General features: G+C 73.3%; 22 protein-coding genes. 9 read left to right on the plus strand and 13 right to left on the minus strand.

The genetic code is table 11. The features are described from left to right. Nucleotides 1-27: 27 nt before the first annotated feature. The 3 genes from ACFY1T_RS28985 to ACFY1T_RS28995 all read right to left on the minus strand — a co-directional run bounded on the left by ACFY1T_RS28985 (nucleotide 28) and on the right by ACFY1T_RS28995 (nucleotide 6,436). Nucleotides 28-843 (minus strand): Fpg/Nei family DNA glycosylase, encoded by an 816-nt coding sequence (locus ACFY1T_RS28985; RefSeq protein WP_390790773.1) that lies wholly within the window; start codon nucleotides 841-843, stop codon nucleotides 28-30. A gap of 123 nt (nucleotides 844-966) precedes the next feature. After that, on the minus strand, nucleotides 967-1,650 hold the full coding sequence (locus ACFY1T_RS28990) for a hypothetical protein (protein ID WP_051805109.1): 684 nt from the start codon (nucleotides 1,648-1,650) through the stop codon (nucleotides 967-969). A gap of 196 nt (nucleotides 1,651-1,846) precedes the next feature. Beyond that, nucleotides 1,847-6,436 (minus strand): ATP-dependent helicase, encoded by a 4,590-nt coding sequence (locus ACFY1T_RS28995; RefSeq protein WP_390790774.1) that lies wholly within the window; start codon nucleotides 6,434-6,436, stop codon nucleotides 1,847-1,849. A 97-nt stretch (nucleotides 6,437-6,533) separates the two neighbouring features. Here ACFY1T_RS28995 and ACFY1T_RS29000 point away from each other — a divergent pair, with 97 nt between their 5' ends. The 3 genes from ACFY1T_RS29000 (at nucleotide 6,534) to ACFY1T_RS29010 (ending at nucleotide 8,549) form a co-directional block, all read left to right on the plus strand. Further along, nucleotides 6,534-7,433: an AraC family transcriptional regulator gene (locus ACFY1T_RS29000; RefSeq protein ID WP_390790775.1), complete on the plus strand. Its 900-nt coding sequence runs from the start codon at nucleotides 6,534-6,536 to the stop codon at nucleotides 7,431-7,433. A gap of 112 nt (nucleotides 7,434-7,545) precedes the next feature. Continuing rightward, the gene (locus ACFY1T_RS29005; RefSeq protein WP_384713255.1) at nucleotides 7,546-8,244 is read left to right on the plus strand and encodes an AzlC family ABC transporter permease; all 699 of its coding nucleotides are present in this window, start codon (nucleotides 7,546-7,548) and stop codon (nucleotides 8,242-8,244) included. Then, on the plus strand, nucleotides 8,241-8,549 hold the full coding sequence (locus tag ACFY1T_RS29010) for an AzlD domain-containing protein (RefSeq protein WP_390790776.1): 309 nt from the start codon (nucleotides 8,241-8,243) through the stop codon (nucleotides 8,547-8,549). Before ACFY1T_RS29005 ends, ACFY1T_RS29010 begins: the two co-directional genes overlap by 4 nt. On the opposite strand, the gene ACFY1T_RS29015 is transcribed toward ACFY1T_RS29010, so the two are convergent. After that, nucleotides 8,518-9,516, minus strand: a complete 999-nt coding sequence (locus tag ACFY1T_RS29015; RefSeq protein WP_390790777.1) for a hypothetical protein — start codon at nucleotides 9,514-9,516, stop codon at nucleotides 8,518-8,520. The two genes, ACFY1T_RS29010 and ACFY1T_RS29015, sit on opposite strands and share 32 nt — an antisense overlap. Nucleotides 9,517-9,598: 82 nt before the next feature. Here ACFY1T_RS29015 and ACFY1T_RS29020 point away from each other — a divergent pair, with 82 nt between their 5' ends. Both ACFY1T_RS29020 and ACFY1T_RS29025 read left to right on the plus strand, forming a co-directional pair. Next, a complete protein-coding gene (locus tag ACFY1T_RS29020) occupies nucleotides 9,599-9,793 on the plus strand; it encodes a DUF3046 domain-containing protein (protein WP_030154244.1) in 195 nt (64 codons plus the stop codon). 213 nt (nucleotides 9,794-10,006) lie between these two features. Further along, a complete protein-coding gene (locus ACFY1T_RS29025; protein ID WP_390790852.1) occupies nucleotides 10,007-11,116 on the plus strand; it encodes an AI-2E family transporter in 1,110 nt (369 codons plus the stop codon). Here the strand turns inward: ACFY1T_RS29025 and ACFY1T_RS29030 are convergent. Then, nucleotides 11,055-11,828, minus strand: a complete 774-nt coding sequence (locus ACFY1T_RS29030) for a Clp protease N-terminal domain-containing protein (protein WP_390790778.1) — start codon at nucleotides 11,826-11,828, stop codon at nucleotides 11,055-11,057. The genes ACFY1T_RS29025 and ACFY1T_RS29030 overlap by 62 nt on opposite strands. Nucleotides 11,829-12,031: 203 nt before the next feature. Between ACFY1T_RS29030 and recA the strand changes: the two genes are divergently transcribed. From recA to ACFY1T_RS29045, 3 genes are all read left to right on the plus strand, one after another. Then, nucleotides 12,032-13,141 (plus strand): recombinase RecA, encoded by a 1,110-nt coding sequence (recA, locus tag ACFY1T_RS29035; RefSeq protein WP_030859683.1) that lies wholly within the window; start codon nucleotides 12,032-12,034, stop codon nucleotides 13,139-13,141. Further along, nucleotides 13,138-13,806 carry a recombination regulator RecX gene (gene recX, locus ACFY1T_RS29040; RefSeq protein WP_390790853.1) on the plus strand — a complete coding sequence of 223 codons (669 nt, stop codon included), beginning with the start codon at nucleotides 13,138-13,140 and terminating at the stop codon, nucleotides 13,804-13,806. The genes recA and recX overlap by 4 nt, the downstream gene beginning before the upstream one ends. 142 nt (nucleotides 13,807-13,948) lie before the next feature. Next, entirely contained in the window at nucleotides 13,949-16,498 is a 2,550-nt protein-coding gene (locus tag ACFY1T_RS29045; RefSeq protein ID WP_390790779.1) for an FtsX-like permease family protein, read from the plus strand. Nucleotides 16,499-16,595: 97 nt separating this feature from the next. On the opposite strand, the gene ACFY1T_RS29050 is transcribed toward ACFY1T_RS29045, so the two are convergent. The 8 genes from ACFY1T_RS29050 to ACFY1T_RS29085 all read right to left on the minus strand — a co-directional run bounded on the left by ACFY1T_RS29050 (nucleotide 16,596) and on the right by ACFY1T_RS29085 (nucleotide 22,905). Next, nucleotides 16,596-16,997: a rhodanese-like domain-containing protein gene (locus ACFY1T_RS29050; protein WP_390790854.1), complete on the minus strand. Its 402-nt coding sequence runs from the start codon at nucleotides 16,995-16,997 to the stop codon at nucleotides 16,596-16,598. Continuing rightward, complete coding sequence (locus ACFY1T_RS29055) at nucleotides 16,988-17,557, minus strand: cysteine dioxygenase (protein WP_390790780.1); 570 nt, start codon at nucleotides 17,555-17,557, stop codon at nucleotides 16,988-16,990. The genes ACFY1T_RS29050 and ACFY1T_RS29055 overlap by 10 nt, the downstream gene beginning before the upstream one ends. Before the next feature lie 61 nt (nucleotides 17,558-17,618). After that, a complete protein-coding gene (locus ACFY1T_RS29060; protein WP_311318651.1) occupies nucleotides 17,619-17,705 on the minus strand; it encodes a putative leader peptide in 87 nt (28 codons plus the stop codon). A gap of 33 nt (nucleotides 17,706-17,738) precedes the next feature. Continuing rightward, a complete protein-coding gene (locus ACFY1T_RS29065; protein ID WP_390790781.1) occupies nucleotides 17,739-19,346 on the minus strand; it encodes an FAD-dependent monooxygenase in 1,608 nt (535 codons plus the stop codon). Between the two features lie 181 nt (nucleotides 19,347-19,527). Next, on the minus strand, nucleotides 19,528-20,421 hold the full coding sequence (locus tag ACFY1T_RS29070) for an amino acid ABC transporter permease (protein WP_390790782.1): 894 nt from the start codon (nucleotides 20,419-20,421) through the stop codon (nucleotides 19,528-19,530). Beyond that, complete coding sequence (locus tag ACFY1T_RS29075; RefSeq protein WP_389013422.1) at nucleotides 20,418-21,092, minus strand: amino acid ABC transporter permease; 675 nt, start codon at nucleotides 21,090-21,092, stop codon at nucleotides 20,418-20,420. The genes ACFY1T_RS29070 and ACFY1T_RS29075 overlap by 4 nt, the downstream gene beginning before the upstream one ends. Before the next feature lie 84 nt (nucleotides 21,093-21,176). Further along, on the minus strand, nucleotides 21,177-22,031 hold the full coding sequence (locus ACFY1T_RS29080; RefSeq protein WP_390790783.1) for a glutamate ABC transporter substrate-binding protein: 855 nt from the start codon (nucleotides 22,029-22,031) through the stop codon (nucleotides 21,177-21,179). Between the two features lie 88 nt (nucleotides 22,032-22,119). Further along, nucleotides 22,120-22,905 carry an amino acid ABC transporter ATP-binding protein gene (locus tag ACFY1T_RS29085; RefSeq protein WP_030859665.1) on the minus strand — a complete coding sequence of 262 codons (786 nt, stop codon included), beginning with the start codon at nucleotides 22,903-22,905 and terminating at the stop codon, nucleotides 22,120-22,122. Nucleotides 22,906-23,179: 274 nt separating this feature from the next. On the opposite strand from ACFY1T_RS29085, the gene ACFY1T_RS29090 reads away from it, so the two are divergent. Then, entirely contained in the window at nucleotides 23,180-23,884 is a 705-nt protein-coding gene (locus ACFY1T_RS29090) for a response regulator transcription factor (protein WP_390790784.1), read from the plus strand. The last annotated feature ends 8 nt before the right edge of the window (nucleotides 23,885-23,892 follow it).

The raw sequence follows: 23,892 nt of genomic DNA on the forward strand, positions 1-23,892 counted from the left end.
GACGGTACGACCGGATCTGACGGACCGTCAACCAGGCGGGCGTGTGGGAGGGGTCGGGCCGGACTGGCAGCGGGGGCACCAGTACGTCGGGCGGTCGTCCTGCGGGGCCTCGCGGACGGGGGTGCCGCAGCGCAGGCAGGGCCGGCGGGCGCGGCCGTACACGAAGAGCTCCTGGCCGCGGCGGCGGCTGCCGGTGGTGTTGCGGACCGCGCTGTCGCCGGTGTTGGCGCGCAGCAGGCGGTGGGCGGCGCCGGCGAGGCGGACGGCGGTGGTCCCGGGGTCGGGGAGGTCGCCGACCGGGGTCCAGGGGGTGACCTGGGCGAGGAAGCAGAGCTCGGACTTGTAGATGTTGCCGATGCCGGCCAGGTTGCGCTGGTCGAGCAGGGCCTCGCCGAGCGGGCGCCCGGGGGCGGCGAGGAGGTTGGCGGCGGCCTTCCCCGCGTCCCAGTCGGGGCCGAGGAGGTCGGGGCCCAGATGGCCGACGGCCCGGTCCTCCTCGCGGGTGCGGAGCAGTTCGACGACCGGGAGGCGGTAGCCGACGGCCGTGTGCCCGGCGGTGCCCAGAACGGCGCGGATCTCGTACGCGGGGCCGCCGTGCCACGCCTCGCGCGCGGCGAAGACCCGCCAGGAGCCGTCCATGCCCAGGTGGGTGTGGAGGGTCAGGCCGCCCTCGAAGCGGGCGAGGAGGTGTTTGCCGCGCGGGGTGACGCCGAGGGTGGTGCGGCCGGTGAGGTCGGCGGTGGCGAAGCGGGGCACGCGCAGGTCGCTGCGGGTCAGCTCGTGGCCGGTGAGGGCGGCGTCCAGCCGGGCCGCGGCGCGCCAGACGCTGTCTCCTTCGGGCATGGCGCCATTGTCGCGCCGCGGAGCCCGGACGGCGGGAGCCCCCGCCCGCGCGGTGGCGCGGGCGGGGGCCCGGTCGTCAGGAAGGGGAAGGCGCGGGGGTGGCCGCTGCCGGTTCCCGTGCCGTTACTTCCAGAAGAGGCCCTTGCCGTCGCTCAGGTTGTTGTACGGGTCGCCCCAGTACTCGGCGCCGACCACCTTCGTCTGGGCGGACGGGGCCAGGGCGATGGCGCAGCTGGTCTGCGTCTGGCCGTTGGTGAAGCCCTTCGGCAGCGTCTCGTCCTTGCACTTCTCGAACTTGCCGATGACGGAGACGCCCTGGGCCTCGGAGCCGTCCGGGAGGGTGCCCTTGATGTGGCCCACGGAGGCGTACGAGAGGTCCACGGTGCCGATGTTCTTGACCGTGTAGCGGACGTAGTAGGGGATCATCCCCTTGACCTTGTCGCCCAGCTTGAGCGAGTCGAGGTCGGCCGGCTGGCCCTGCTCGACGGCGGTGACGGTGAGGGCGAGGGTGCCGCCCTTGGTGCTGCCGTAGCTGAACGGGATCTGCGCCGTCTCGCCGATCTTGAATGTCTGGCCGGGCTTGGCCTGGCCCGCCGCGCCCGCCTGGCCGCCGCCGGTGGAGGGGCTGGCCGGGGTGCTGGGCTGCGCGGAGTCCTGGCCTGCCTGGCTCGGCTGTGCGGCCGGAGCGCTCGACTGCGCGGGCGCGACCTCCTCGTTGCCGTTCTTGCAGCCGGTGAGGGTCAGGGTTCCGGCAACCGCCAGACCGATGACGCCCGTTGCCGCTCGTCGCATGGTGTTGGTGCTCACTTTTCTGGTCCCCCATGAGTGTGTTTTTTTGACGTGGCGTCGTCACGCTTGACGCCTGCGGTGATCTTGATAGTCCAGAAAAGGGCGGGGTCGCCAGTCGAGAGGGGCTTCGTGACGTGCTCAAGACATAAGCGGGACGTAAGCGCGATGGTCGGGACCGGAATGTCGGATTCAGCGGTCGACCCGGCCGTCGGACTCACGAGCGCATGCGCAGCCCCCGCGGGGTGGCGTGGAAGCCGGCCGCCTCCAGGGCCGGGCCCAGCGGGGAGGTCAACGCCGCAGCGGCATTGATCCGTTCCACCGTGAGCGCCGGGAGCGCGCCGATCCGGGAGGCGGCCGCCAGGGCCGCGGTGGCCGCGGCGAGCCGCGGGTCCTCGGCCGGGGGCCAGGCCAGCAGCGTCTTGCCGCCGCGCTCCAGGTACAGGGCGAGCTCGCCGTCGACCAGGACCACCAGCGAGCCGGCCTTGCGGCCCGGCTTGTGGGTGGCCCCGGCCGGGGGCTCCGGCCAGGGCAGGGCCGCCCCGTACGCGTTCGCCGGGTCGGCGGCGGCCAGGACCACCGCCGCCAGCGGGGGCGGGTTCCGCTCGGCAGACCGCAGCCGGTCCACCGCGCCGTCCATCGCGAACTGGGCCGCGCCCAGACCCTCCACCACGTATCCGCGCCGGGCCTGCCCGCTGTCCTCGAAGGCCGACAGGACCCGGTACACCGCGCTGAAGCCGCCCTCCACGCCCTCGGCGGCCACCGCGCCCCGCGTCACCACCCCGTGCCGGTCCAGCAGGGTCCGGGCCAGTGCGTGCGCCCGGTGGGTGGGGTCGGGGGCCCGGGTGGGCAGCAGCGACCAGCGGCCCGAGACCGTGGGCGGTCCCGGGCGGGACACCTGCGCGCTGAGCGCCCCGTACCGGCCGCGCGGGACGGTGCGCCGGGCCCGGTGGGCGGTGGCGCCCGCCGTACGGCCCGAGCCGAGCAGGGAGCGCAGCGGGGCGAGCGTGTCGTTGGTCAGCCGTCCCGACCAGGCCAGGTCCCAGACGGCCTCGGACAGTTCGAGGTCGGTGGCCTCGGACCACTTGGCGCGCACCGATTCCGCGAGCTGGCGGAAGAACAGCCCGTACCCGCCGGACAGGGTCTCGAGGACCGACTGGTGAAGGGGCGTCAGCTCCAGCGGGTGCGGCGGGGGCAGCAGCAGCGGCGCGGCGTCCGCCAGGTAGAGCGAGACCCAGCCGTCCTTGCCGGGGAGGGCCCCGGCGCCCGCCCAGACCACCTCCCCGGTGGTGGTGAGCTCGTCCAGCAGGGTCGGGGAGTACCCCGCGACCCGGGAGGGGAGGATCAGCCGCTCCAGGGCCGAAGCGGGCACCGGGGCGCCCTGGAGCTGCTCGATCGCCCGGGCCAGGCCGTCGATGCCGCGCAGGGCGCCGCCCAGGTGCTGCCACTGCGGCAGGAAGGTGGCCAGGGAGGTCGGCGGGACCGGCTCCAGCTCCTGGCGCAGCGCCGCCAGGGAGCGGCGGCGCAGCCTGCGCAGCACGGTCGCGTCGCACCACTCCTGGCCGATGCCGGCCGGATGGAACTCGCCCTGCACCACCCGGCCCGCCGCCGCGAGCCGCTGCAGGGCGCCCTCCGTCACCGCCGCGCCCAGGCCGAAGCGGGCGGCGACGGCGGTCGTGGTGAAGGGCCCGTGGGTACGGGCGTACCGGGCCAGCAGATCACCGAGCGGGTCCTTGACCGGCTCGGTGAACGCCTCGGGGACCCCGACCGGGAGGGCCGTGCCCAGCGCGTCGCGCAGGCGGCCCGCGTCCTCGACCGACGCCCAGTGGTCCGCCCCGCCGATCCGGACCGCGATGGCCCGGCGGGCCTCGGCCAGGGCCTTCGGCCAGGCCGCGTCGGCGCCGCGCTCGGCCAGTTCGGCCGTGGTCAGCGGGCCGAGCAGGCGCAGCAGGTCGGCGACGGACTCGGCGTCCTTGGCCCGCCGGTCCTCCGTCAGCCACTGGAGCTCGCGCTCCAGCTCCTCCAGCACCTGCGCGTCGAGCAGTTCGCGCAGCTCCGCCTGGCCCAGCAGCTCCGCCAGCAGGCGGGAGTCCAGCGACAGCGCGGCCGCCCTGCGCTCGGCGAGCGGCGAGTCCCCCTCGTACAGGAACTGGGCGACGTACCCGAACAGCAGCGACCGGGCGAACGGGGACGGTTCGGCGGTGGTGACCTCGACCAGGCGGACGCGGCGCGCCTCGATGTCCCCCATCAGCTCCGTCAGGCCCGGCACGTCGAAGACGTCCTGCAGGCACTCCCGTACGGCTTCCAGCACGATCGGGAACGATCCGAATTCGGAAGCCACCTGGAGCAGCTGGGAGGCGCGCTGGCGCTGCTGCCACAGCGGGGTCCGCTTGCCGGGACTGCGACGCGGCAGCAGCAGGGCGCGCGCCGCGCACTCGCGGAACCGGGAGGCGAACAGGGCGGAGCCGCCGACCTGGTCGGTGACGATCTGGTTGATCTCGCCGTGGTCGAAAGCGACGTCCGCGGCGCCCAGCGGGGCCTGTTCGTCGTCGAACTCGAAGGAGGCGGTGTGCGCGGGGTCGTGGTCCAGCAGGTCCATCGACAGCAGGTCCGCGTCGGGCAGCCGCAGCACGATCCCGTCGTCGGCGTGCATGACCTGCGCGTCCATGCCGTACTTCTCGGCGAGGCGGGCGCCGAGGGCGAGCGCCCAGGGAGCGTGTACCTGGGCACCGAAGGGGGAGTGGACCACGACCCGCCAGTCGCCGAGCTCGTCGCGGAACCGCTCGACCACGATGGTCCGGTCGTCGGGGACGTGGCCGCAGGCCTCGCGCTGCTCGGCGAGGTACGCGAGGACGTTCTCCGCGGCCCAGGCGTCGAGCCCGGCCGCGACCAGGCGCAGCCGGGCGTCCTCCTGGGTCAGGGCGCCCAGCTCGCGAAGGAACGCGCCGACCGCACGGCCCAGTTCGAGGGGTCGGCCCAGCTGGTCGCCCTTCCAGAACGGCAGCCGGCCGGGCACCCCGGGGGCGGGGGAGACCAGGACCCGGTCGCGGGTGATGTCCTCGATGCGCCAGGAGGTGGTGCCCAGCGTGAACACGTCCCCGACGCGGGACTCGTAGACCATCTCCTCGTCGAGCTCGCCGACCCGGCCACCCCCCTTCTTCGGATCCGCGCCCGCGAGGAACACCCCGAAGAGGCCCCGGTCGGGGATGGTGCCGCCGGAGGTGACGGCGAGGCGCTGCGCCCCCGGACGACCGGTGATCGTCCCCGCCACCCGGTCCCAGACGACCCGCGGTCTGAGCTCCGCGAACGCGTCGGACGGATAGCGGCCCGCCAGCATGTCGAGGACCGCGGTGAACGCCGACTCCGGCAGGGCCGCGAACGGCGCCGCCCGCCGCACGAGCGCCAGCAGCTCGTCCAGCTGCCAGGTGTCCATCGCGGTCATCGCGACCAGCTGCTGCGCGAGCACGTCCAGCGGATTCGACGGGATGCGCAGCGACTCGATCGACCCGGTGCGCATCCGCTCGGTGACCACGGCCGCCTGGACCAGGTCCCCGCGGTACTTGGGGAACACCACCCCCCTGGAGACCGCGCCCACCTGGTGCCCGGCCCGGCCCACGCGCTGGAGCCCGGAGGCCACCGAGGGCGGGGACTCCACCTGCACCACCAGGTCCACCGCGCCCATGTCGATGCCCAGTTCCAGACTGGAGGTGGCGACCACGGCGGGCAGCCGGCCCGCCTTCAGGTCCTCCTCCACCAGCGCCCGCTGCTCCTTGGAGACCGAGCCGTGGTGCGCCCGCGCCAGCAGCGGCGGGGCTCCCAGGGCGGCTCCCGACTGGGCCATGATCTCGGCCGGCGGCGAGCCGTCGGGCAGCTTCTCGCCCACGGCGCGCTCGTACGCGATCTCGTTCAGCCGGTTGCACAGCCGCTCGGCGAGGCGGCGGGAGTTGGCGAACACGATCGTGGAGCGGTGGGCCTGGACGAGATCGGCGATCCGCTCCTCCACGTGCGGCCAGATCGAGGGCTTGTCCCCGCCCTCCCGCCCCTCGGTGGCCGGCGAGCCGCCCAACTCGCCCATGTCCTGCACCGGGACGACCACCGACAGGTCGAACTCCTTCGCCGAGGGCGGCTGGACGATCTCCACCTTGCCGCGCGGGGCGAGATAGCGGGCCACCTCGTCCACCGGCCGGACCGTCGCCGACAGCCCGATCCGGCGGGCCGGGCGGGGCAGCAGCTCGTCCAGCCGCTCCAGGGACAGGGCCAGGTGCGCGCCGCGCTTGGTCCCCGCGACGGCGTGCACCTCGTCCAGGATCACCGTCTCGATCCCGGCCAGTGCGTCGCGCGTCGCCGAAGTCAGCATCAGGAACAGCGACTCGGGCGTGGTGATCAGGATGTCCGGCGGCCGGGTGGCCAGCGCCCGCCGCTCCGCCGGCGGGGTGTCCCCCGAGCGGATCCCGACCCGGATCTCCGGCTCGGGCAGGCCCAGGCGGACGGACTCCTGGCGGATCCCGGTCAGCGGGCTGCGCAGATTCCGCTCGACGTCCACCGCGAGGGCCTTCAGCGGGGACACGTACAGCACCCGGCAGCGCTTCTTCGGCTCGGCCGGCGGCGGGACGGACGCCAGCCGGTCGAGGGCGGCGAGGAAGGCGGCCAGGGTCTTGCCGGAGCCGGTCGGCGCCACGACGAGCACGTCGGAGCCCTCCCGGATGGCCCGCCAGGCGCCCTCCTGCGCGGAAGTGGGCGAGGCGAAGGCCCCCGTGAACCAGGAACGGGTCGCGGGGGAGAACGCATCGAGCGCGGAGCCGGCCATGCCCCCATCCTGCACCCGGCCACTGACAACGGCCCGGACCTGGGCAGACACCCGCACCGGGCGGGTCGCCGCGGCGGGCGGGGCGCAGAATGGAGGAATGACAGACGGGGCGCACGGGGCGGACAAGGCGCACGGGGCGCACGGGGCACACGAGGCGGCCGGGCGGGAGTGGGCCCGGCACTGGCGGTACGCGCAGCTGCCCGGCCTGGACCTGCTGCGCGCCCACTACGTACGCCACACCTTCCCGCGCCACACCCACGACGGGTACGTCATCGCGGCCGTCACCGGCGGCATCGAGGAGGTCGGCCTGCCCGGCGGCACCCTGCGGGCCGGGCCGGGCAGCGTGGTCCTGATCAACCCGGAGGTGCCGCACACCGCGCGCGCCGGGGTCCCGGAGGGCTGGGCGTACGCCACCCTCTACCCCTCCCGACAGCTGATCGCGGAGGTGGCCGCGGAGATCGGCAGTTTGCGCGGGACCCCCGGCTTCACCGCCGACTCGGTCACCGACCCGCAGACCTCGTACGTGATCACCGAGGTGCACCGGGCCGCCGAGGAGGGGAACGCGCTGGCCGCCGACACGCTGCTGCGCGCCGCGGTCGCGCGGATGCTGGCCCGGCACGCCGGGCCGCTGCCCGCCCGTACGGTCCGCAGCGCGGGAGCGGTCGACGCCGCGGCGGCGCGGGCGGTGCTCCAGGAGCGGATGGCGCGGCCGCCCTCGCTGGAACAGCTCGCCGCGGAACTGGGGACCAGCCCCTTCGCCCTGCTGCGGGCCTTCCGGGAGACGTACGGGATGCCGCCGCACACCTGGCTGACCGACGCCCGGGTCCGGCGGGCCCGGGTGCTGCTGGACGGGGGCACCCCGCCCGCGGAGGCGGCCGTCGCCGTCGGCTTCACCGACCAGCCCCACCTGAACCGCCACTTCACCCGCATCGTGGGCGTCCCCCCGGGCGCCTACCGCCGGGGGCGCTCGAGCGGCCGGCTCCCGCGCGGGGGCTGAGCCCGGCCCCGCCTGCGCGCCTCCCGCCTGCCCGCCCCCGCTCCCGCGTGCAAGAACGTACAAGACCGGTGGGGGACGGGCTGCGTACGGTCCGGGTGTGGGAGAGCGACAGATGGTGAGGCAGGAGACCCCCGAGGGGGTCGCGGAGCGACCGCGGCGGGCCGTCCTACGGGACGCGCTCGGGGTCGGGGTGGCCGTCGGGCTGTCCGGGTTCGCCTTCGGGGTGACCGCCGCCGGGGCCGGGATCAGCGTGCTCCAGGCCTGCGCGCTGAGCCTGCTGGTGTTCACCGGAGCCTCGCAGTTCGCGCTGGTCGGGGCGCTGGCCGCGGGCGGGAACCCGTTCACCGCGGCCGCCGGAGCCTTCTTCCTCGGCACGCGGAACGCCTTCTACGGGCTGCGGCTGTCGCAGCTGCTCGCCGTGCCCAAGGCCGTGCGGCCCCTCGCCGCCCACTGGGTGATCGACGAGACCACCGCCGTGGCCCTGGCCCAGCCGGACCGCAGGTCGGCCCGGCTGGGGTTCACCGTGACCGGGCTGAGCCTGTACGTCCTGTGGAACCTCACCACCCTGCTCGGAGCCCTCGGCGCCGAGGCCCTCGGGGACACCTCCGCGTGGGGGCTGGACGCCGCCGGACCGGCCGTCTTCCTGGCCCTGCTCGCGCCGATGCTGAAGACCGCAACCGAACGGGCCGTCGCCGCGCTCGCCCTCGTCCTCGGGCTGGGCCTGCTGCCCGTACTGCCCGCCGGGCTGCCGGTGCTCGTCGCCGCGCTCGCCGCCCCCGCGATCCTCTGGCTGAAGGGACGCCGCTCGTGAACGTCTGGATCGCCATCGCGCTCACCGTCGTCGGCTGCTACGCCGTCAAGCTCGCCGGGCTGCTCGTGCCCGCCGGGGTACTGGAGCGGCCGCCGGTGCGCCGGCTCGCCGCCCTGCTGCCGGTCGCGCTGCTCGCGGCGCTCACCGCCCAGCAGACCTTCAGCACCGGGCACGAGCTCGTCCTCGACGCCCGCGCCGCCGGGCTGGCCGCCGCGGGGCTCGCGCTGCTGCTGCGGGCGCCGTTCCTGCTCGTGGTCGCCGCCGCCGTGGTCGTCACCGCGGGAGTGCGGGCCCTGGGCGGCTAGCGTCCGCCGGGGGCTCACCGGCCAGGGGGCGCCCGTACGCGCGCAGCGTCAGCAGGGCTTCCAGGGTGGCGATCGGGCGCCGCTCCAGCGAGCTGCCCGGCGCCCACGCGAGGCGCCGCACCGGCCAGCCACCGTCCTGCTGCTGGCCGGCGGCCAGGAAGTCCAGCGACCGCCGGATCTCCTCGTCGGTGAACCAGCCGCGCGCCAGGGACTCCGGCCGCCGGGCCAGATCGTGCGGGAACAGCTGCTCGCCCGGCGCGCAGCCGGGGTAGGGCGGGTACTCCCGGCGGCGGCGCGGATCGAGCACGACCAGCCGCTGCTCCCGTACGAGCCGTCCGAGCCGGTCCGCGGCCGCCACCGCCCGCGCCCGGTCGGGGGCGCCGTCGAGGAAGGCCACCGCGCTCTGGACCTCGTACGGGCCCGCCCGGCGCAGGTTCTCGACCCGCTCCCAGCAGAAGTCCGTGGCCCGGAACAGCCACGCGTGCCAGATCCGGTTGCGGTGCAGCACGCCGACCACCGGGCCCGTGGTCAGCAGGTCGCCCGGCGGGTCGTCGTACACCGGGTGGTAAGGGGCCCCGGGGTAGCCGCGCGGCGCCGGGAGGACCACCGGGAGCGCGCCGTCCGCGGTGGAGACGCGGGTCAGGTGGCGGCAGAGCCGCTCGATCCGCTGCCCGGCACAGCGGCCCAGGCTGTCCAGGACCCGGAGCGCGTGCGCCGTGTGGAGCGGATGGCTGAGCGGACCGCGCAGGTCCGGATCGAGGGCGTGGCCGTAGCCGCCGTCGGCGTTGAGGTACGAGCCGAGGGCGGTGTCCACCGCGTCGGCGTCCCCGCCGAGGAAGTGGAAGGCGAACCGCCGCTGCTCCAGGACCCGGGCCGTGAGCCAGAAGAACTGCTCGGCGCGGGCCAGTGGGGTCGGTGGGTTCGACGAGGGCGGCGGGGTCAGCGAGGAAGCGTCGTCTCCAGGCATGCGTGACACCGTAGGGCGCGCCGCCTCGCGGACGGGAGGAGAACGTCGCCGGTGCACTCTCCCGGGGCGGGATACTGGGGGCATGCGGTTGACGATTTTCTGGGAGCGGATGGCCGAGCACTTCGGCGCGGGCTACGCGGACTCCTTCGCGCGGGACCACGTCATGACGGAGCTGGGCGGACGCACCGTCCACCAGGCGCTGGACGCGGGCTGGGAGGCCAAGGACGTGTGGCGCGCGGTGTGTTCGGCGATGGACGTGCCCGCCTCGCTGCGCTGACGGGGGCGGCCGTTTCCCCGTACGCGGGGCGGGTGGGACAGACTGGTCGGCGTGGCAGCCACCGATGAGACGACCGTGACGACGACCGGCACGACGACGGATACGACGACCGACACCGCCGAGGGGGCCGGGACCGCCGAGGCGGCCGGGCCCGCGGGATCCGCGGCACCTCCCGGAGGGGCCACCGCACCGCCGGCGGGGGCCGGGGCCCGGATGCCGCGCTGGCTGCCGCGCGCCGTCGTCCTCGTACTCGCCCTCATCGCCTGCTTCCAGCTCGGCAGCTGGGCCTTCCACCAGCTGACCGCACTGCTCGTCAACATCCTGATCGCGTTCTTCCTCGCGCTCGCGGTCGAACCCGCCGTCTCCCGGATGGCCGCCCGCGGCATGCGCCGCGGGCTCGCCACCTTCCTGGTGTTCCTGGGCGTGTTCGTCGCCGCCGCCGGGTTCGTCGTGCTGCTCGGCTCGATGCTCGCCGGGCAGATCGTCGAGATGGTGGGGGGCTTCCCCCGCTACCTCGACTCGGTGATCGCCGCGATCAACACCACCTTCCACACCAAGCTGTCCCGGCTGGAGATCCAGGACAGCCTGCTGCACTCCGACTGGCTCCAGAAGTACGTGCAGAACAGCGCGACCGGCGTGCTCGACGTGTCCGCCACCGTGCTCGGCGGGCTCTTCCGGCTGCTGACGGTCGGGCTCTTCTCCTTCTACTTCGCCGCCGACGGGCCGCGGCTGCGGCGCGCGCTGTGCTCCGTACTGCCGCCCGCGAAGCAGTCGGAGGTGCTGCGCGCCTGGGAGATCGCCGTCGCCAAGACGGGCGGCTACCTGTACTCGCGCGGGCTGATGGCGCTGGTCTCCGGCATCGCGCACTACGTCGTCTTCGCGGTGCTCGACGTGCCGTACGCGCCCGCGCTGGCGGTGTGGGTGGGGCTGGTGTCCCAGTTCATCCCCACCATCGGCACCTACCTGGCGGGCGCGCTGCCGATGCTGATCGCCTTCCCCGACTCGCCCTGGTACGCGCTGTACGTGCTGGGCTTCGTGGTGATCTACCAGCAGTTCGAGAACTACGTCCTGCAGCCGAAGCTGACCTCGAAGACGGTCGACATCCACCCGGCGGTGGCCTTCGGGTCCGTCATCGCCGGCACGGCCCTGCTGGGCGCGGTCGGGGCGCTCATCGCGATCCCGGCCGTCGCCACGCTGCAGGCCTTCCTCGGCGCGTACGTGAAGCGGTACGAACTGACCGAGCGGGCGGCCGGGGACTCGGCTACGGCGTCTCCCCGGTCGTTTCCCCGGCCGCGGCGGCGAAGGACTCCAGGGCCTCGTTGACGGTCGCCTCGACGGCGTCCTTGTCGACGCCGAGGCCGCTGAGCGGGCCTTCGCCGTTCTCGAGTTCGAGGAGGGCGAGGAGGACGTGCTCGGTGCCCACGTAGTTGTGGCCCAGGCGCAGCGCCTCGCGGAAGGTGAGCTCCAGGGCCTTCTTGGCGCCGGCGTCGAAGGGGATGAGGGCGGGGAGCTCCCCGGCCGCGGCCGGGGGCAGGGCGGCGGTCGCGGCGGCGCGCACGTCGTCGGCGGAGACCTGCTGGGCGCGCAGGGCGAGCGCGGCGAGGCCCTCCGGCTCGGCGAGCAGGCCGAGGACGAGGTGCTCGGTGCGGATCTCGGAGTTGCCGGCGGCGCGGGTCTCGTTCTGAGCGGTGACGACGACGTTGCGGGCGCGCGGTGTGAAGCGGCCGAAGCCCTGGGCGGGGTCCATGCCGCCCTCGCCCTCCTTGTCGGCCTTGGGGACGAAGCGCTTCTGGGCGGCCTGGCGGGTGACGCCCATGCTGCGGCCGATGTCGGTCCAGGAGGCGCCGGAGCGGCGGGCCTGGTCCACGAAGTGGCCGATGAGGTGGTCCGCGACGTCTCCGAGCGATTCGGCGACGACGACGGCGCCGCTGAGCTGCTCCAGGGAGTCGGTGTGGACCTTCTTGATGGCCTCGATCAGGTCGTCGAGGCGTACCGGATTGGTCATGCGAACGGGTTCCACCGAAGGGTTCGTCATGGAGGCAACCCTAGGTTGACAGCGGGAGGGGTGTCAACCCTGGGTTGTCAGTCGGGTGCCCGGCGAGCCCGCTTGACACGGAAATCGAACATCCATTCTGATGAGTTATCCACAGCCGAAACGGGCGTGGGAGCGCATTGTCAGTGGCAGGCGTTAGCGTCAATGGCGTGAAGCGATCGACTCAAGCAAACCGGGTGGAACCCATGGCAGGCACCGACCGCGAGAAGGCTCTCGACGCCGCGCTCGCACAGATTGAACGGCAATTCGGCAAGGGTGCGGTCATGCGCCTCGGCGACAAGCCGAACGACCCCATCGAGGTCATCCCCACCGGGTCGACCGCGCTGGACATCGCCCTCGGCGTCGGCGGGCTGCCCCGCGGCCGTGTGATCGAGGTGTACGGCCCGGAGTCCTCCGGCAAGACGACCCTGACCCTGCACGCCGTGGCCAACGCACAGAAGGCCGGCGGCACCGTCGCCTTCGTGGACGCCGAGCACGCGCTCGACCCCGAGTACGCGAAGGCCCTCGGCGTCGACACCGACAACCTCATCCTGTCGCAGCCGGACACCGGCGAGCAGGCGCTGGAGATCGTGGACATGCTGGTCCGCTCCGGTGCCCTCGACCTGATCGTCATCGACTCCGTCGCCGCGCTCGTGCCGCGTGCGGAGATCGAGGGCGAGATGGGCGACTCGCACGTGGGTCTCCAGGCCCGACTGATGAGCCAGGCGCTCCGGAAGATCACCGGTGCGCTCAACCAGTCCAAGACCACCGCGATCTTCATCAACCAGCTCCGCGAGAAGATCGGTGTGATGTTCGGCTCGCCGGAGACCACCACCGGTGGCCGCGCGCTGAAGTTCTACGCCTCCGTGCGCCTCGACATCCGCCGCATCGAGACCCTCAAGGACGGCACCGACGCGGTCGGCAACCGCACCCGCGTCAAGGTCGTCAAGAACAAGGTCGCGCCGCCCTTCAAGCAGGCCGAGTTCGACATCCTCTACGGCCAGGGCATCAGCCGCGAGGGCGGTCTGATCGACATGGGCGTGGAGCACGGCTTCGTGCGCAAGGCCGGCGCCTGGTACACGTACGAGGGCGACCAGCTCGGCCAGGGCAAGGAGAACGCCCGCAACTTCCTGAAGGACAACCCCGACCTCGCCAACGAGATCGAGCGGAAGATCAAGGAGAAGCTGGGCGTGGGCGTGCGCAAGGACGCCGCCGCCGAGGCCGGCGCCGGTGCGCCTGCCGCCGAGGCCGCGGCCGTGCCCGCCCCCGCGTCGAAGGCCAAGACGACGGCCAAGGCTGCCGTCGCCAAGAGCTGACCGTGCGGGAGCAGGAAAGGGGCGGCGGGAGCGGCGGCCGGGAGGGCCGTCGCGGAGATCGCCGGGAGGGCGGCCGCGAAGGCCGTCGTGAGGGCGGCCGGGAAGGCCGCCGTGACGGCGACCGGGAGGGCCGCCAGGAACTGCCGCCCCAGAGTCCCGAGGAGCAGGCGCGGGCGATCTGCCTGCGTCTGCTCACCGGGATGCCGCGCACCCGGCGGCAGCTCGCGGACGCCCTGGAGAAGCGGGGCATCCCCGAGGAGGTGTCGCAGGAGGTCCTCTCCCGGTACGAGGAGGTCGGCCTGATCGACGACGCCGCGTTCGCCGGGGCCTGGGTCGAGTCCCGGCACCGGGGCCGGGGCCTCGCCCGCCGGGCGCTCGCGCAGGAGCTGCGCACCAAGGGGGTGCACGCCACCCTCGTCCAGGAGGCCCTGGAACAGCTGGACTCCGACCAGGAGGAGCAGACCGCCCGGGAGCTCGTGGAGCGCAAGCTCCGCGCCACCCGGGGCCTGGAGCGGGACAAACGGATCCGGCGCCTCGCCGGGATGCTCGCCCGCAAGGGGTACCCGGAGGGCATGGCCCTGCGGGTGGTGCGGCGCGCGCTGGAGCAAGAGGGCGCCGAAGGCACGGACGAGGACGAAGACGGCCCGGGGTATTCGGGGTTCTGACGTACGAGGTGCACGGATGCACGGGTGCCGGCCTCCGGGCCTCCGGGCAGTGGACAGGGCCCGGGGGGTGGGGGTAGCCCCCGGGCCGAGAGGCCGGGGTGCAGCACTGCCAACGCGCGGGCCCGGCGGCAGAGTTGGCCGCATGATGCTGCGTTACGCCCTCCAGACCGTCAGGGACCGCAAGGCCGGCTTCCTCGGCGCCTTCGTCGCACTGCTGTGTGCGGCCGCCCTCATCACCGCCTGCGGCACGCTCCTGGAAACCGGACTCCGCGGAAAGATCGCCACCGAGCGCTACGCGGCCACGCCGGTCGTGGTCTCCGCCGACCAGAACGTGCACCAGACCACGGTCGAGAAGAAGGGCGACGGGCAGAAGAGCAAGATCAAGCACAAGGCCAAGCCCGTCACCGAGCGGGCCTGGCTCCCCGCAGCCACCGTGGACGCGGTCCGTTCCGTACCCGGCGTCGAGCGGGCCGTACCGGAGCTCAGCTTCCAGGCCGTCCCGCTGGGCGAGGCCGCCGGCACGAAGCCCTCGTACGGGCACGCCTGGACCTCCGCCGTGCTCACGCCCTTCACGCTCGCCGAGGGCCGCGCCCCCCAGGGCGGCGACGAGGTCGTCGTCGACCGTGAACTGGCCGCCCGCGCAGGGCTGAAGACGGGCGCCCCGCTCACCGTGCAGGCCACCGGCGAGCCCAAGACGTACACCGTGAGCGGGATCGCGCGGAGCGCCGCCGGCGACCTCGCCCGGCAGAGCGCGCTGTTCTTCGGCGACGCCGAGGCGCAGCGGCTGGCCGCACGCGACGGACAGGTCACCGCCGTCGGGGTGCTCCCGGCGCCCGGGACCGACCCCGGTGAGCTGGCCGGGCGGATCGGGAAGGCGCTCCAGGGCCAGGGCAGTGGCGCGCAGGTCGCCGCCGGCGACGCACGCGGGCCCGTGGAGTTCCTCGACGCGGCCGGCGCGCGCATCAAGCTGGTCTCCATGGGCGGGGCCATGGGAGGCACCTCGCTGCTCGTCGCGATCCTCGTGGTCGTCGGCACCTTCGCCCTCTGCGTCCAGCAGCGCTACCGCGAGCTCGCCCTGCTGCGGGCCATCGCCGCCACGCCCCGGCAGCTGCGCCGCATGATCGGCCGCGAGGCCCTGCTCGTGGGCCTGGCCGCCGGTGTCGCGGGGGCGCTCGCCGGACTCCCGCTCGCCGCCTGGCTGCACGGCCGGTTCGTCGACAGCGGGGTCGTCCCCGCCAACCTGGAGCGCACCGCCGGGATCTTCCCGATGTTCGCCGCCCTCGGCGCGAGCCTCCTCGGAGCCTGGGCCGCGGCCCGGATCACCGGGCGGCGGATCGCCCGGATCCGCCCGGCCGAAGCGCTCGCCGAAGCCGCCGTGGAGCGGGGCCGGCCCGCGTGGACCCGGATCGCGATCGGCGTTCTGCTGCTGGCCGGCGGTGTGGTGCTGGTCGCCGTACTCAGCGCGCTGCGCACCGAGCCGGCATCGACCCCGGTGACCTTCCTCGCGGTCGTCGTCTTCGCCGGGGCGGTCTCGCTGCTCGGCCCGCTGCTGGTCCGGGGCGCGACCGCGGTCCTCGCCGGGCCGCTGCGGCTGGCCGGCCCGGGCGGGTACCTGGCCACCGCGAACCTGCGCGGCAACGCCACCCGGATGGCCTCCGCCGTCACCCCGCTCGCCCTGCTGATCGGCATGACCTGCACCGTCCTGTTCATCACGCCGACGCTGGGCGACGCCGCCCGGGCGCAGGCCCGTGACGGGGTCCGGGCCGGCTGGGTGCTGGCCGCGCAGGGGCCGGGGGTCACGGGTGCGGCGGCGGAGCGGGTCCGGCGGACCCCCGGGGTCACGGCTGCCACCGAGGTCGTGCACACGTCCGTACGGGTGGGGCTGACGAAGTACGGCGCGCAGGGCGTCACCCCGGCCGGGCTGACCCGGACCTGGGACCCGGGTGTGACGAGCGGGAGCCTGGAAGGCTTCGGCGAGAAGAGCGTGGCGGTGAGCGAACTGGCCGCCGACCAGCTGGGGCTGAAGCCGGGGAGCCCGCTGCGGCTGGCACTGGGCGACGGGACACCGGTCACCCTGACCGTCTCGGCCGTGTACGCGCGGGGGCTGGGCTTCGGCGACCTGACGCTGCCGCACGACCTCGTCGCGGCGCACGTGGACAACCCGCTGGCGAGCAGCGTGCTGGTGGCGGCGGAGCCGGGGACCGGGCGCGAGCAGCTGGCCGCTGCGGTCGGCGGATTCCCGGGGGTCGGGGTGCTGTCGGCGCGGGACGCGGACGCGGCGCGGGGGGAGCGGCAGCGCGAAGGCGCCGAGATCAACCTGCTGGCGATGGGGCTGGTCCTGGCCTTCACCGCGATCGCGGTGGTCAACACGCTGGCGATGTCCACGTCGGAGCGGCTGCGCGAGTTCGCGATGCTGAGGCTGGCGGGGGCGAAGCGGCGCCAAGTGCTGCGGATGCTGCGGGCGGAGGCCCTGGCGGTGGTGCTGATCGGGGCGGTGCTGGGGTCGGGGATCGCGCTGGCCGTACTGACCGCGTTCAGCGTGGGGATGACGGGGACCGCGGCGCCGGCGGTGCTGCCGGTGGTGTACGTCGGGGTGGTGGGTGTGGCCGGGCTGCTGGCGCTGGCCGCGACCGCCGTGCCGGGGCGGGTCGCCCTGCGGGTGCCGCCGGTCGAGGTGGCCACCTCGCGGTAGCGCCCCGCCGCCGTCCACGGCCCGGCCCCGCCGCCGAAGCGGCGGGGCCGGGCCCGGCGACGTACGTGGTCCCCCGCCCCGGTCCGCCGGACACGCCCTAAGCGGCGGGGGCGACGGGCAGGCCCGCGGCCTTCCAGGCCTGGAAGCCGCCCGTGAGGTCCGTCGCGCGGTGGAGGCCCAGGGCGTGGAGGGAGACCGCCGCCAGGGAGGAGGCGTAGCCCTCGTTGCAGATCACCACCACCCGCAGGTCGTGCGAGGTGGCTTCGGGGGCCCGGTGGGAGCCCTGGGGGTCCAGTCGCCACTCCAGTTCGTTGCGCTCCACCACCAGCGCTCCCGGGATCAGGCCGTCCCGCTCGCGCAGCGCCTGGTAGCGGATGTCCACCAGCAGTGCGTCGCCCGCGCCGAACGCCTCGTACGCCTGCGCCGGGTCGATCCGCGCGTACGTCGACCGGACCCGCTCCAGCAGGGCGTCGATGCCGACCGGGGCGCTCACTGCCAGTCCGCCGGGCGCTCGACCTGCTCCAGCGTGAGCACCTGTCCGCTGCGGCTGAAGCGGCGGATCAGGGGCAGCGGCGGGTAGTACGCGTGCACCGAGACCGCGTGCTCCGTCTGCGACTCGTTGAGCACCTCGTGGACGTGGTGCTCGCCGAACGCCCGGCCCGTCCCCGCGCCCAGGCTGCGGCTGCGGTCCAGGTCCGGGGCGAGTTCCAGGCTCCGCCAGCCCTCCGAGGGGAGCCGTACCGCCAGCGAGTGCTCCCTCAGGTGGCCGCGGGCGGTGGCGAACGCGCCCTGCGACTCGGCGTGGTCGTGCCATCCGGTGCCGGTGCCCGGCGGCCAGCCGATCACCCAGGCCTCGCTGCCGCCCGGCCCGTCGAGGCGGATCCAGGTGCGGCCCTCGGGGTCGAGGGGGAGGGAGTCGATGACCGCCGGGTCGGCGGCGGTGCGCAGGGCGAAGTCGAGGAGTTCCGCCGCCGTGACCGCGCGCACGGGGGCGCGTACGGGGGCGTGCGGAGGTGCGAGGGGCGCAGTGGATGCACTGGGGGCAAGGGGCGCAGACATGGGGGCGTGACCGTCCTGGGGGTTCGCGAAAGTGCGCGCGGAGCGCGCGGGGAATGGCGAATCAGCAGGAAGGGCGACACACGCAGCCCGCGTAGCGGAGCAGGTCCATATGGACCCTCCGCCACAGGCGTACGTCGTTGCCGGTCATGTTCGCGAGTGAAGCACGCGGACCGGAGACCGGTCAATCGATCACGGCTGGATGTGTCGGGGTCGCGGGTGCGGTCGAGGCGGGGTCGAGCGGTGCGCGAGCGCCCTCGGGGGCTCCCCACCGGAGCGTGTCCGCCGCCTCGTACAGCTCCGCGGGCCGCACGCCCGCGAAGGTGGCAGCCAGGTGCCCGTCGGGCCTGACCAGCAGGACCGTGTGTGCGGGCGCCCCTGGGTAGCCGTCCGCGACCAGCAGTTCGGTACGGACCGGGAGTGCGCTCACCGCCGCCGCGAGCCGCGGCATCAGCCCGGCTCCCAGCCAGTGCCGCCGGTCCCAGACCCCGGTCCCCGGGGCGACGAGGATCACCAGCGGCCGGCCCCGGCCCAGCAGGTCGCGCAGCGGCACCGTCGACCCGTCGGGCGCGGTGACGGGAACGTTGGCGACCTGACCGCCCGGCTCCGTGTCGGTGGGCACCTCGCGTACGGCCACCGGCGGGGCGTACGTCGGCGCCGCACCCAGCGGCCCCCGCCCCAAGTGGCCGTCCGTCAGAAGCAGTTCACCGGAGCGGGTGGCGCCGGGCAGGTACGTCCGCAGCCCGCCGCCGCCGCGCAGCACGGGCATCGCCTGGTCGGCGGCGCGCAGCCGGGCCGCGACCGCCGTGCGGCGCTCGCCCTCGTAGCTGTCGAGCAGGCCCTCGGAAGCGCCCTGGTGCCAGGCCAGGGACAGCTTCCAGGCGAGGTTCTCGGCGTCCCGCAGCCCCTCGTCGACCCCCTGCGTGCCGAGCGCGCCCAGCAGGTGGGCGGCGTCCCCGGCGAGGAAGGCGCGCCGGTCGCGCCAGCGCCGGGCCAGCCGGTGGTGCAGGGTGTGCACCCCGGTGTCGAGGAGCTCGTACGGGGGTGTCGTGCCCCCGCACCACGCGGCCAGGGTGTCCCGGATCAGGGTGACGAGCGCGTCGGGCGTGACCAGCTCCCCGCGGGCCGGGAGCAGCCAGTCCAGCCGCCAGACCCCGTCGGGCAGCGGCCGGGCGGTGGTCTCCTGCGGCGGGTCGCGGTGCAGCAGGGCCTCGCCGGGCCAGGGGAGTTCGGTGCGCAGGGCGGCCACGGCGTGCCGCTCGACGGCCGTGCGGCCCGGGAAGCGGATGCCGAGCAGCTTGCGCACGGTGGAGCGGGCCCCGTCGCAGCCGACCAGGTAACTCCCGCGCCACCAGGTGGTCTCGGCGCCCCGGGTGTGCGCGGTGACCCCGTCGGCGTCCTGTTCCAGGGAGTCCAGCTTGCTGTCGGTGACCAGCTGGATCAGCGGATGCGCGGCCGCGGCGTCGCGCAGCCCGCGCGTGAGGGCGTGCTGCGGCAGGTGCAGGGGTGCCTGGCGGTCCTCGAAGGTGATGCGCCGGGCGTCGTCGGCCCGGCTGCGGCGCCGCATGGTGCGCCAGGCGGCGAACAGTGCCCCCTCGTCGCGCAGCGTGGCACAGCCCAGCCGGTGGACCATGGCCGAGGTGTCCTCGTGCAGGACGACCGTACGGGCCGGTCGGGGCAGGTCCTTGCCCGGTCCCTCGTCGAGCACGACGCTGGGCACGCCCGAGCCGGCCAGGGCCAGCGCCAGGGACAGCCCGACCGGTCCTGCGCCGACGACGATCACCGGGTCCATGATGCGGCTCCCGATGTCCGGTATGTGATCACAGAACGTATGCAACCCATTGGAGGTGCCTGCGTCAAGTGACACCCGGCCCCGCCAACGCCGTGTGGTGCGGCGGATGAGTTCCGCCGCACCACAGGTGTCACGCCAGTGTACTGACCGGGCGTCAGCCGCCCGAGCCGGGGGAGAGCCGTCAGGGAGCCTGGCCCACGCCGGCGGCGCCGCCCGCGTCGACCTCGGCCACGTCCCCGGCGACGACGGCGCCGGTGCCCTTCTGCGACTTCCGCAGCCGCCCTTCGAGCCAGGAGGCGAAGGTGGTGAGCGCGAAGTTCACGGCGATGTAGATCAGGGCGATCACGACCATGGTCGCGATGGTGTTGCTGTAGTTGGCCGAGATCTGCCGGTTCATCGACATCAGGTCGGCGAAGCCCAGGGCCGCGCCGCCGAGCGCCGTGTCCTTCAGGATCACCACGAGCTGGCTGACCAGCGCGGGCAGCATCGCCGTGACGGCCTGCGGTACCAGGACGTACGTCATGATCTGGCCCTTGCGCATGCCGATCGCCTTCGCCGCGTCGGTCTGGCCGCGCGGCAGCGTCAGGATGCCGGCCCGGACGATCTCGGCGATGACCGAGGCGTTGTACAGGACCAGGCCGGTGACCACCGCGTACAGCGGCCGCAGATCGGAGCTGACGGTACCGAACATCACGTACAGGGCGGAGCTGAAGAACATCAGCATCAGGACCGGGATGGCGCGGAAGAATTCCACGACCGTTCCGACCGGGACGCGGATCCACGCGTGGTCCGAGAGGCGCGCGATGCCGAGGAGCGCACCCAGGGGCAGCGCGATCACCATGGCGATCAGACCGGCCTTGAGGGTCTCACCGAGGCCGGGGAGCAGATACGTCGTCCAGACCTGGCTGTCGGTGACGAACGGAGACCACTTGTCGGCGTCGAGCTGGTTCTTCTCGGCCATGAGGGACAGCGCCCACCACAGGACCAGAGCGATGACCACCAGGAAGATGCCGGTGTAGACCCAGTTGCGGGTTTTGGCCTTGGGGCCGGGGGTGTCGTACAGAACGGAACTCATCGCTTCACCGCCACTCGCTTGGCCACCCAGCCCAGCAGCAGGCCGGTGGGCAGGGTCAGCACGACGAAGCCGAGAGCGAAGACGGCGAAGACGGCGAAGATCGCGTCCGACTCGTTCTCCAGCATTTCCTTCATCAGCAGGGCCGCCTCGGCCACGCCGATGGTCGCGGCCACCGTGGTGTTCTTGGTGAGCGCGATCAGCACGTTGGCGAGCGGCGCGATCACCGCGCGGAAGGCCTGGGGGAGCACGATCAGGGTGAGCACCTGGAAGAAGCTCAGACCCAGCGCGCGGGCGGCCTCGGCCTGTCCCACGGGCACGGTGTTGATGCCCGAGCGGATCGCTTCGCAGACGAACGTGCCGGTGTAGGCGATCAGGCCCAGCACCGCGAGGCGGAACCCGATCTCCTTGAAGGTCCCGCCGCCGAGCGAGATGCCGAGCGTCTGGTTGAGGCCCAGTGAGCAGCCGATGATCAGCAGGGTCAGCGGGGTATTGCGCACGGTGTTGACGTACGCGGTGCCGAACGACCGCATCAGCGGAACCGGGCTGACCCGCATCCCTGCCAGCATCGTGCCCCAGACCAGGGATCCGACTGCTGAGTAGAGGGTGAGCTGAACCGTCACCCAGAAGGCCCCGAGCACGTCGTACTGCCCGGAATTTAGAAAGTCGAACACGTTGCCCTGCGCTCTCCCCAGGATGGACCGGTGAGGTGTGCCGCCGCCCGCGGCAGGCGGGCGGCGACACCCCTCACCGGTGAATCAGCTGCCTTCGGTGATCTGCGGGGCCGGCTCGGCCTTGTAGTTGGCCGGGCCGAAGTTCGCGTCGACCGCCTTCTGCCAGGAGCCGTCCTCGACCATCTTCTTCAGCGCGGCGTTGACCTTCGTCTGGAGGTCCTTGTCGCCCTTCTTCAGGCCGATGCCGTAGGGCTCGTCGCTCAGCTTCAGGCCCGTGAGCTTGAACTTGCCCTTGTTCTTCTCCTGGGCGGCGTAGCCGGCGAGGATCGAGTCGTCCGTGGTCAGCGCGTCCACGGCCTTGTTCTCCAGCCCGGTGAGGCACTCGGAGTAGCCGCCCAGCTGCTGCAGGTCGGCCTCGGGGGCCAGCTTGGTCTTGACGTTCTGCGCCGAGGTGGAGCCGGTGACCGAGCAGAGCTTCTTCTTGTTGAGGTCCTCGGCCTTGGTGATCGAGGTCTCGTCGGCGCGGACCAGCAGGTCCTGGTGGGCCTTGAAGTACGGGCCGGCGAAGTCGACCTTCGCCTTGCGCTTGTCGTTGATCGTGTAGGTCGCGACGACCAGCTTCACGTCACCGTTGGCGATCAGGTTCTCGCGCTCGGCGCTGACGGCCTGCTTGAACTCGATCTGGTCGGGCTGGTAGCCCAGCTCCTTGGCGACGTACGTCGCCACGTCCACGTCGAAGCCGGTGAACTTGCCGTCCGGGGTCTTGAGGCCCAGACCGGGCTGGTCGAACTTGATGCCGATGGCGATCTTGTCCTTCTTGGCGCCACCGGACGCGCCGCCGTCACCGCTCGCCTTGTCGCTGCTGCCGCCGCAGGCGGTCGCCGTCAGGGCGAGGACTGCGGCAACGGCTGCGGCCGCACCGGCCTTGAAAACCTTCATGGTGAACTTCCCTCGGATGAGACGTTGTTGGACGACGAGCGACACGCGTGCTCTGAGCCGCCAGGGGATCACTACCAGAGCAAGACCGTCAGTGGTGCAGGATCTTCGAAAGGAAGTCCTTGGCGCGGTCACTGCGCGGGTTGCTGAAGAACTGCTCGGGCGCGGCCTCTTCGACGATCTTTCCGTCGGCCATGAACACGACCCGATTGGCCGCAGAACGGGCGAAGCCCATCTCGTGCGTGACGACCACCATCGTCATGCCCTCCCGGGCGAGCTGCTGCATGACTTCCAGCACCTCGTTGATCATTTCCGGGTCGAGCGCCGAGGTCGGCTCGTCGAACAGCATCACCTTCGGGTCCATCGCCAGCGCGCGGGCGATCGCCACGCGCTGCTGCTGGCCGCCGGACAGCTGCGCCGGGTACTTGTCGGCCTGGGAGCCGACGCCCACCCGGTCCAGCAGGGACTTGGCCTTCTCGAGCGCGGCGGCCGAGTCCGTCTTGCGGACCTTCAGCTGACCGAGCATCACGTTCTGCAGCACCGTCTTGTGCGCGAACAGGTTGAAGGACTGGAAGACCATGCCCACATCGGCGCGCAGCCGGGCCAGTTCCCGTCCCTCCGACGGCAGTTCCTTGCCGTCGACCGTGATGGTGCCCGAGTCGATCGTCTCCAGGCGGTTGATGGTCCGGCACAGCGTTGACTTGCCCGATCCCGAGGGACCGATCACGACGACGACCTCACCGCGGGCGATGCTCAGATCGATGTCCTGAAGCACGTGCAGCGCGCCGAAGTGCTTGTTGACGTTGCTCAGTACGACCAGGTCGTCCGCGGCCGGGGCCGCATCCTGCGCGTCCTTGGTCACTGATACTCCGCTCATCGGCTTCTTGCTCCGTCCTCCTCGGTTGGGAGGACAGTAGTGACGTCGTGCGCACACCGTCATTACATCTGAGGGAGAATTGAGCATAACGAAACGGCCTCGCTCCGATACGCTCCGTGCGCACCGCGGCTACCGGGGCAGGATCGCCCGTACCGGGTGCATAACGGAAGACGCGCCGGACCGGAACCCCCTTGACGTGGGCCTCTTCATCGGCGTGGATGCAGGGTGGCCCTGACCGCGGGCCCTGATCAGGAAAACAGGAAAGGGGGACGCAATGAGACTGCTGCTCGTCGAGGACGACGACCACGTCGCCGCCGCCCTGTCCGCGATCCTCGCCCGACACGGCTTCCAGGTGACCCACGCCCGCAGCGGCGAGGAGGCCCTGCAGGCCCTGCTGCCCGCCGGGGCTCCCCCCTTCGGCGTCGTCCTCCTGGACCTCGGGCTGCCCGATCAGGACGGGTACGAGGTCTGCGGCAAGATCCGGAAGCGCACGTCGACCCCCGTGATCATGGTGACCGCGCGCGGCGACGTACGTTCCCGCATCCACGGCCTCAACATGGGCGCCGACGACTATGTCGTCAAGCCCTACGACACGGGTGAACTCCTCGCACGCATCCACGCCGTCGCCCGGCGCACCGGCGCCTCCGAGGAGGCCGCAGCCACCGGTACGGCCGCCCCCGACGTGGTCCGGCTCGGCCCCGTCAGCATCGAGCTGTCGACCCGCCGGGTCAGCGTCGACGGCGCCGACGTGCCGCTCACCCGCAAGGAGTTCGACCTGCTGGCCCTGCTCGCGCAGCGCCCCGGGGTCGTCTTCCGGCGCGAGCAGATCATCAGCGAGGTGTGGCGGACCAGCTGGGAGGGGACCGGGCGGACCCTGGAGGTCCACGTCGCCTCGCTGCGCTCCAAGCTGCGCATGCCCGCGCTCATCGAGACCGTCCGCGGGGTGGGCTACCGGCTCGTCACCCCGGCCGCGCCCTAGAGGGGTCC

Origin of the sequence: Streptomyces sp. NPDC001194, assembly GCF_042896985.1 — a bacterium.
Classification (GTDB): Bacteria; Actinomycetota; Actinomycetes; order Streptomycetales; family Streptomycetaceae; genus Streptomyces.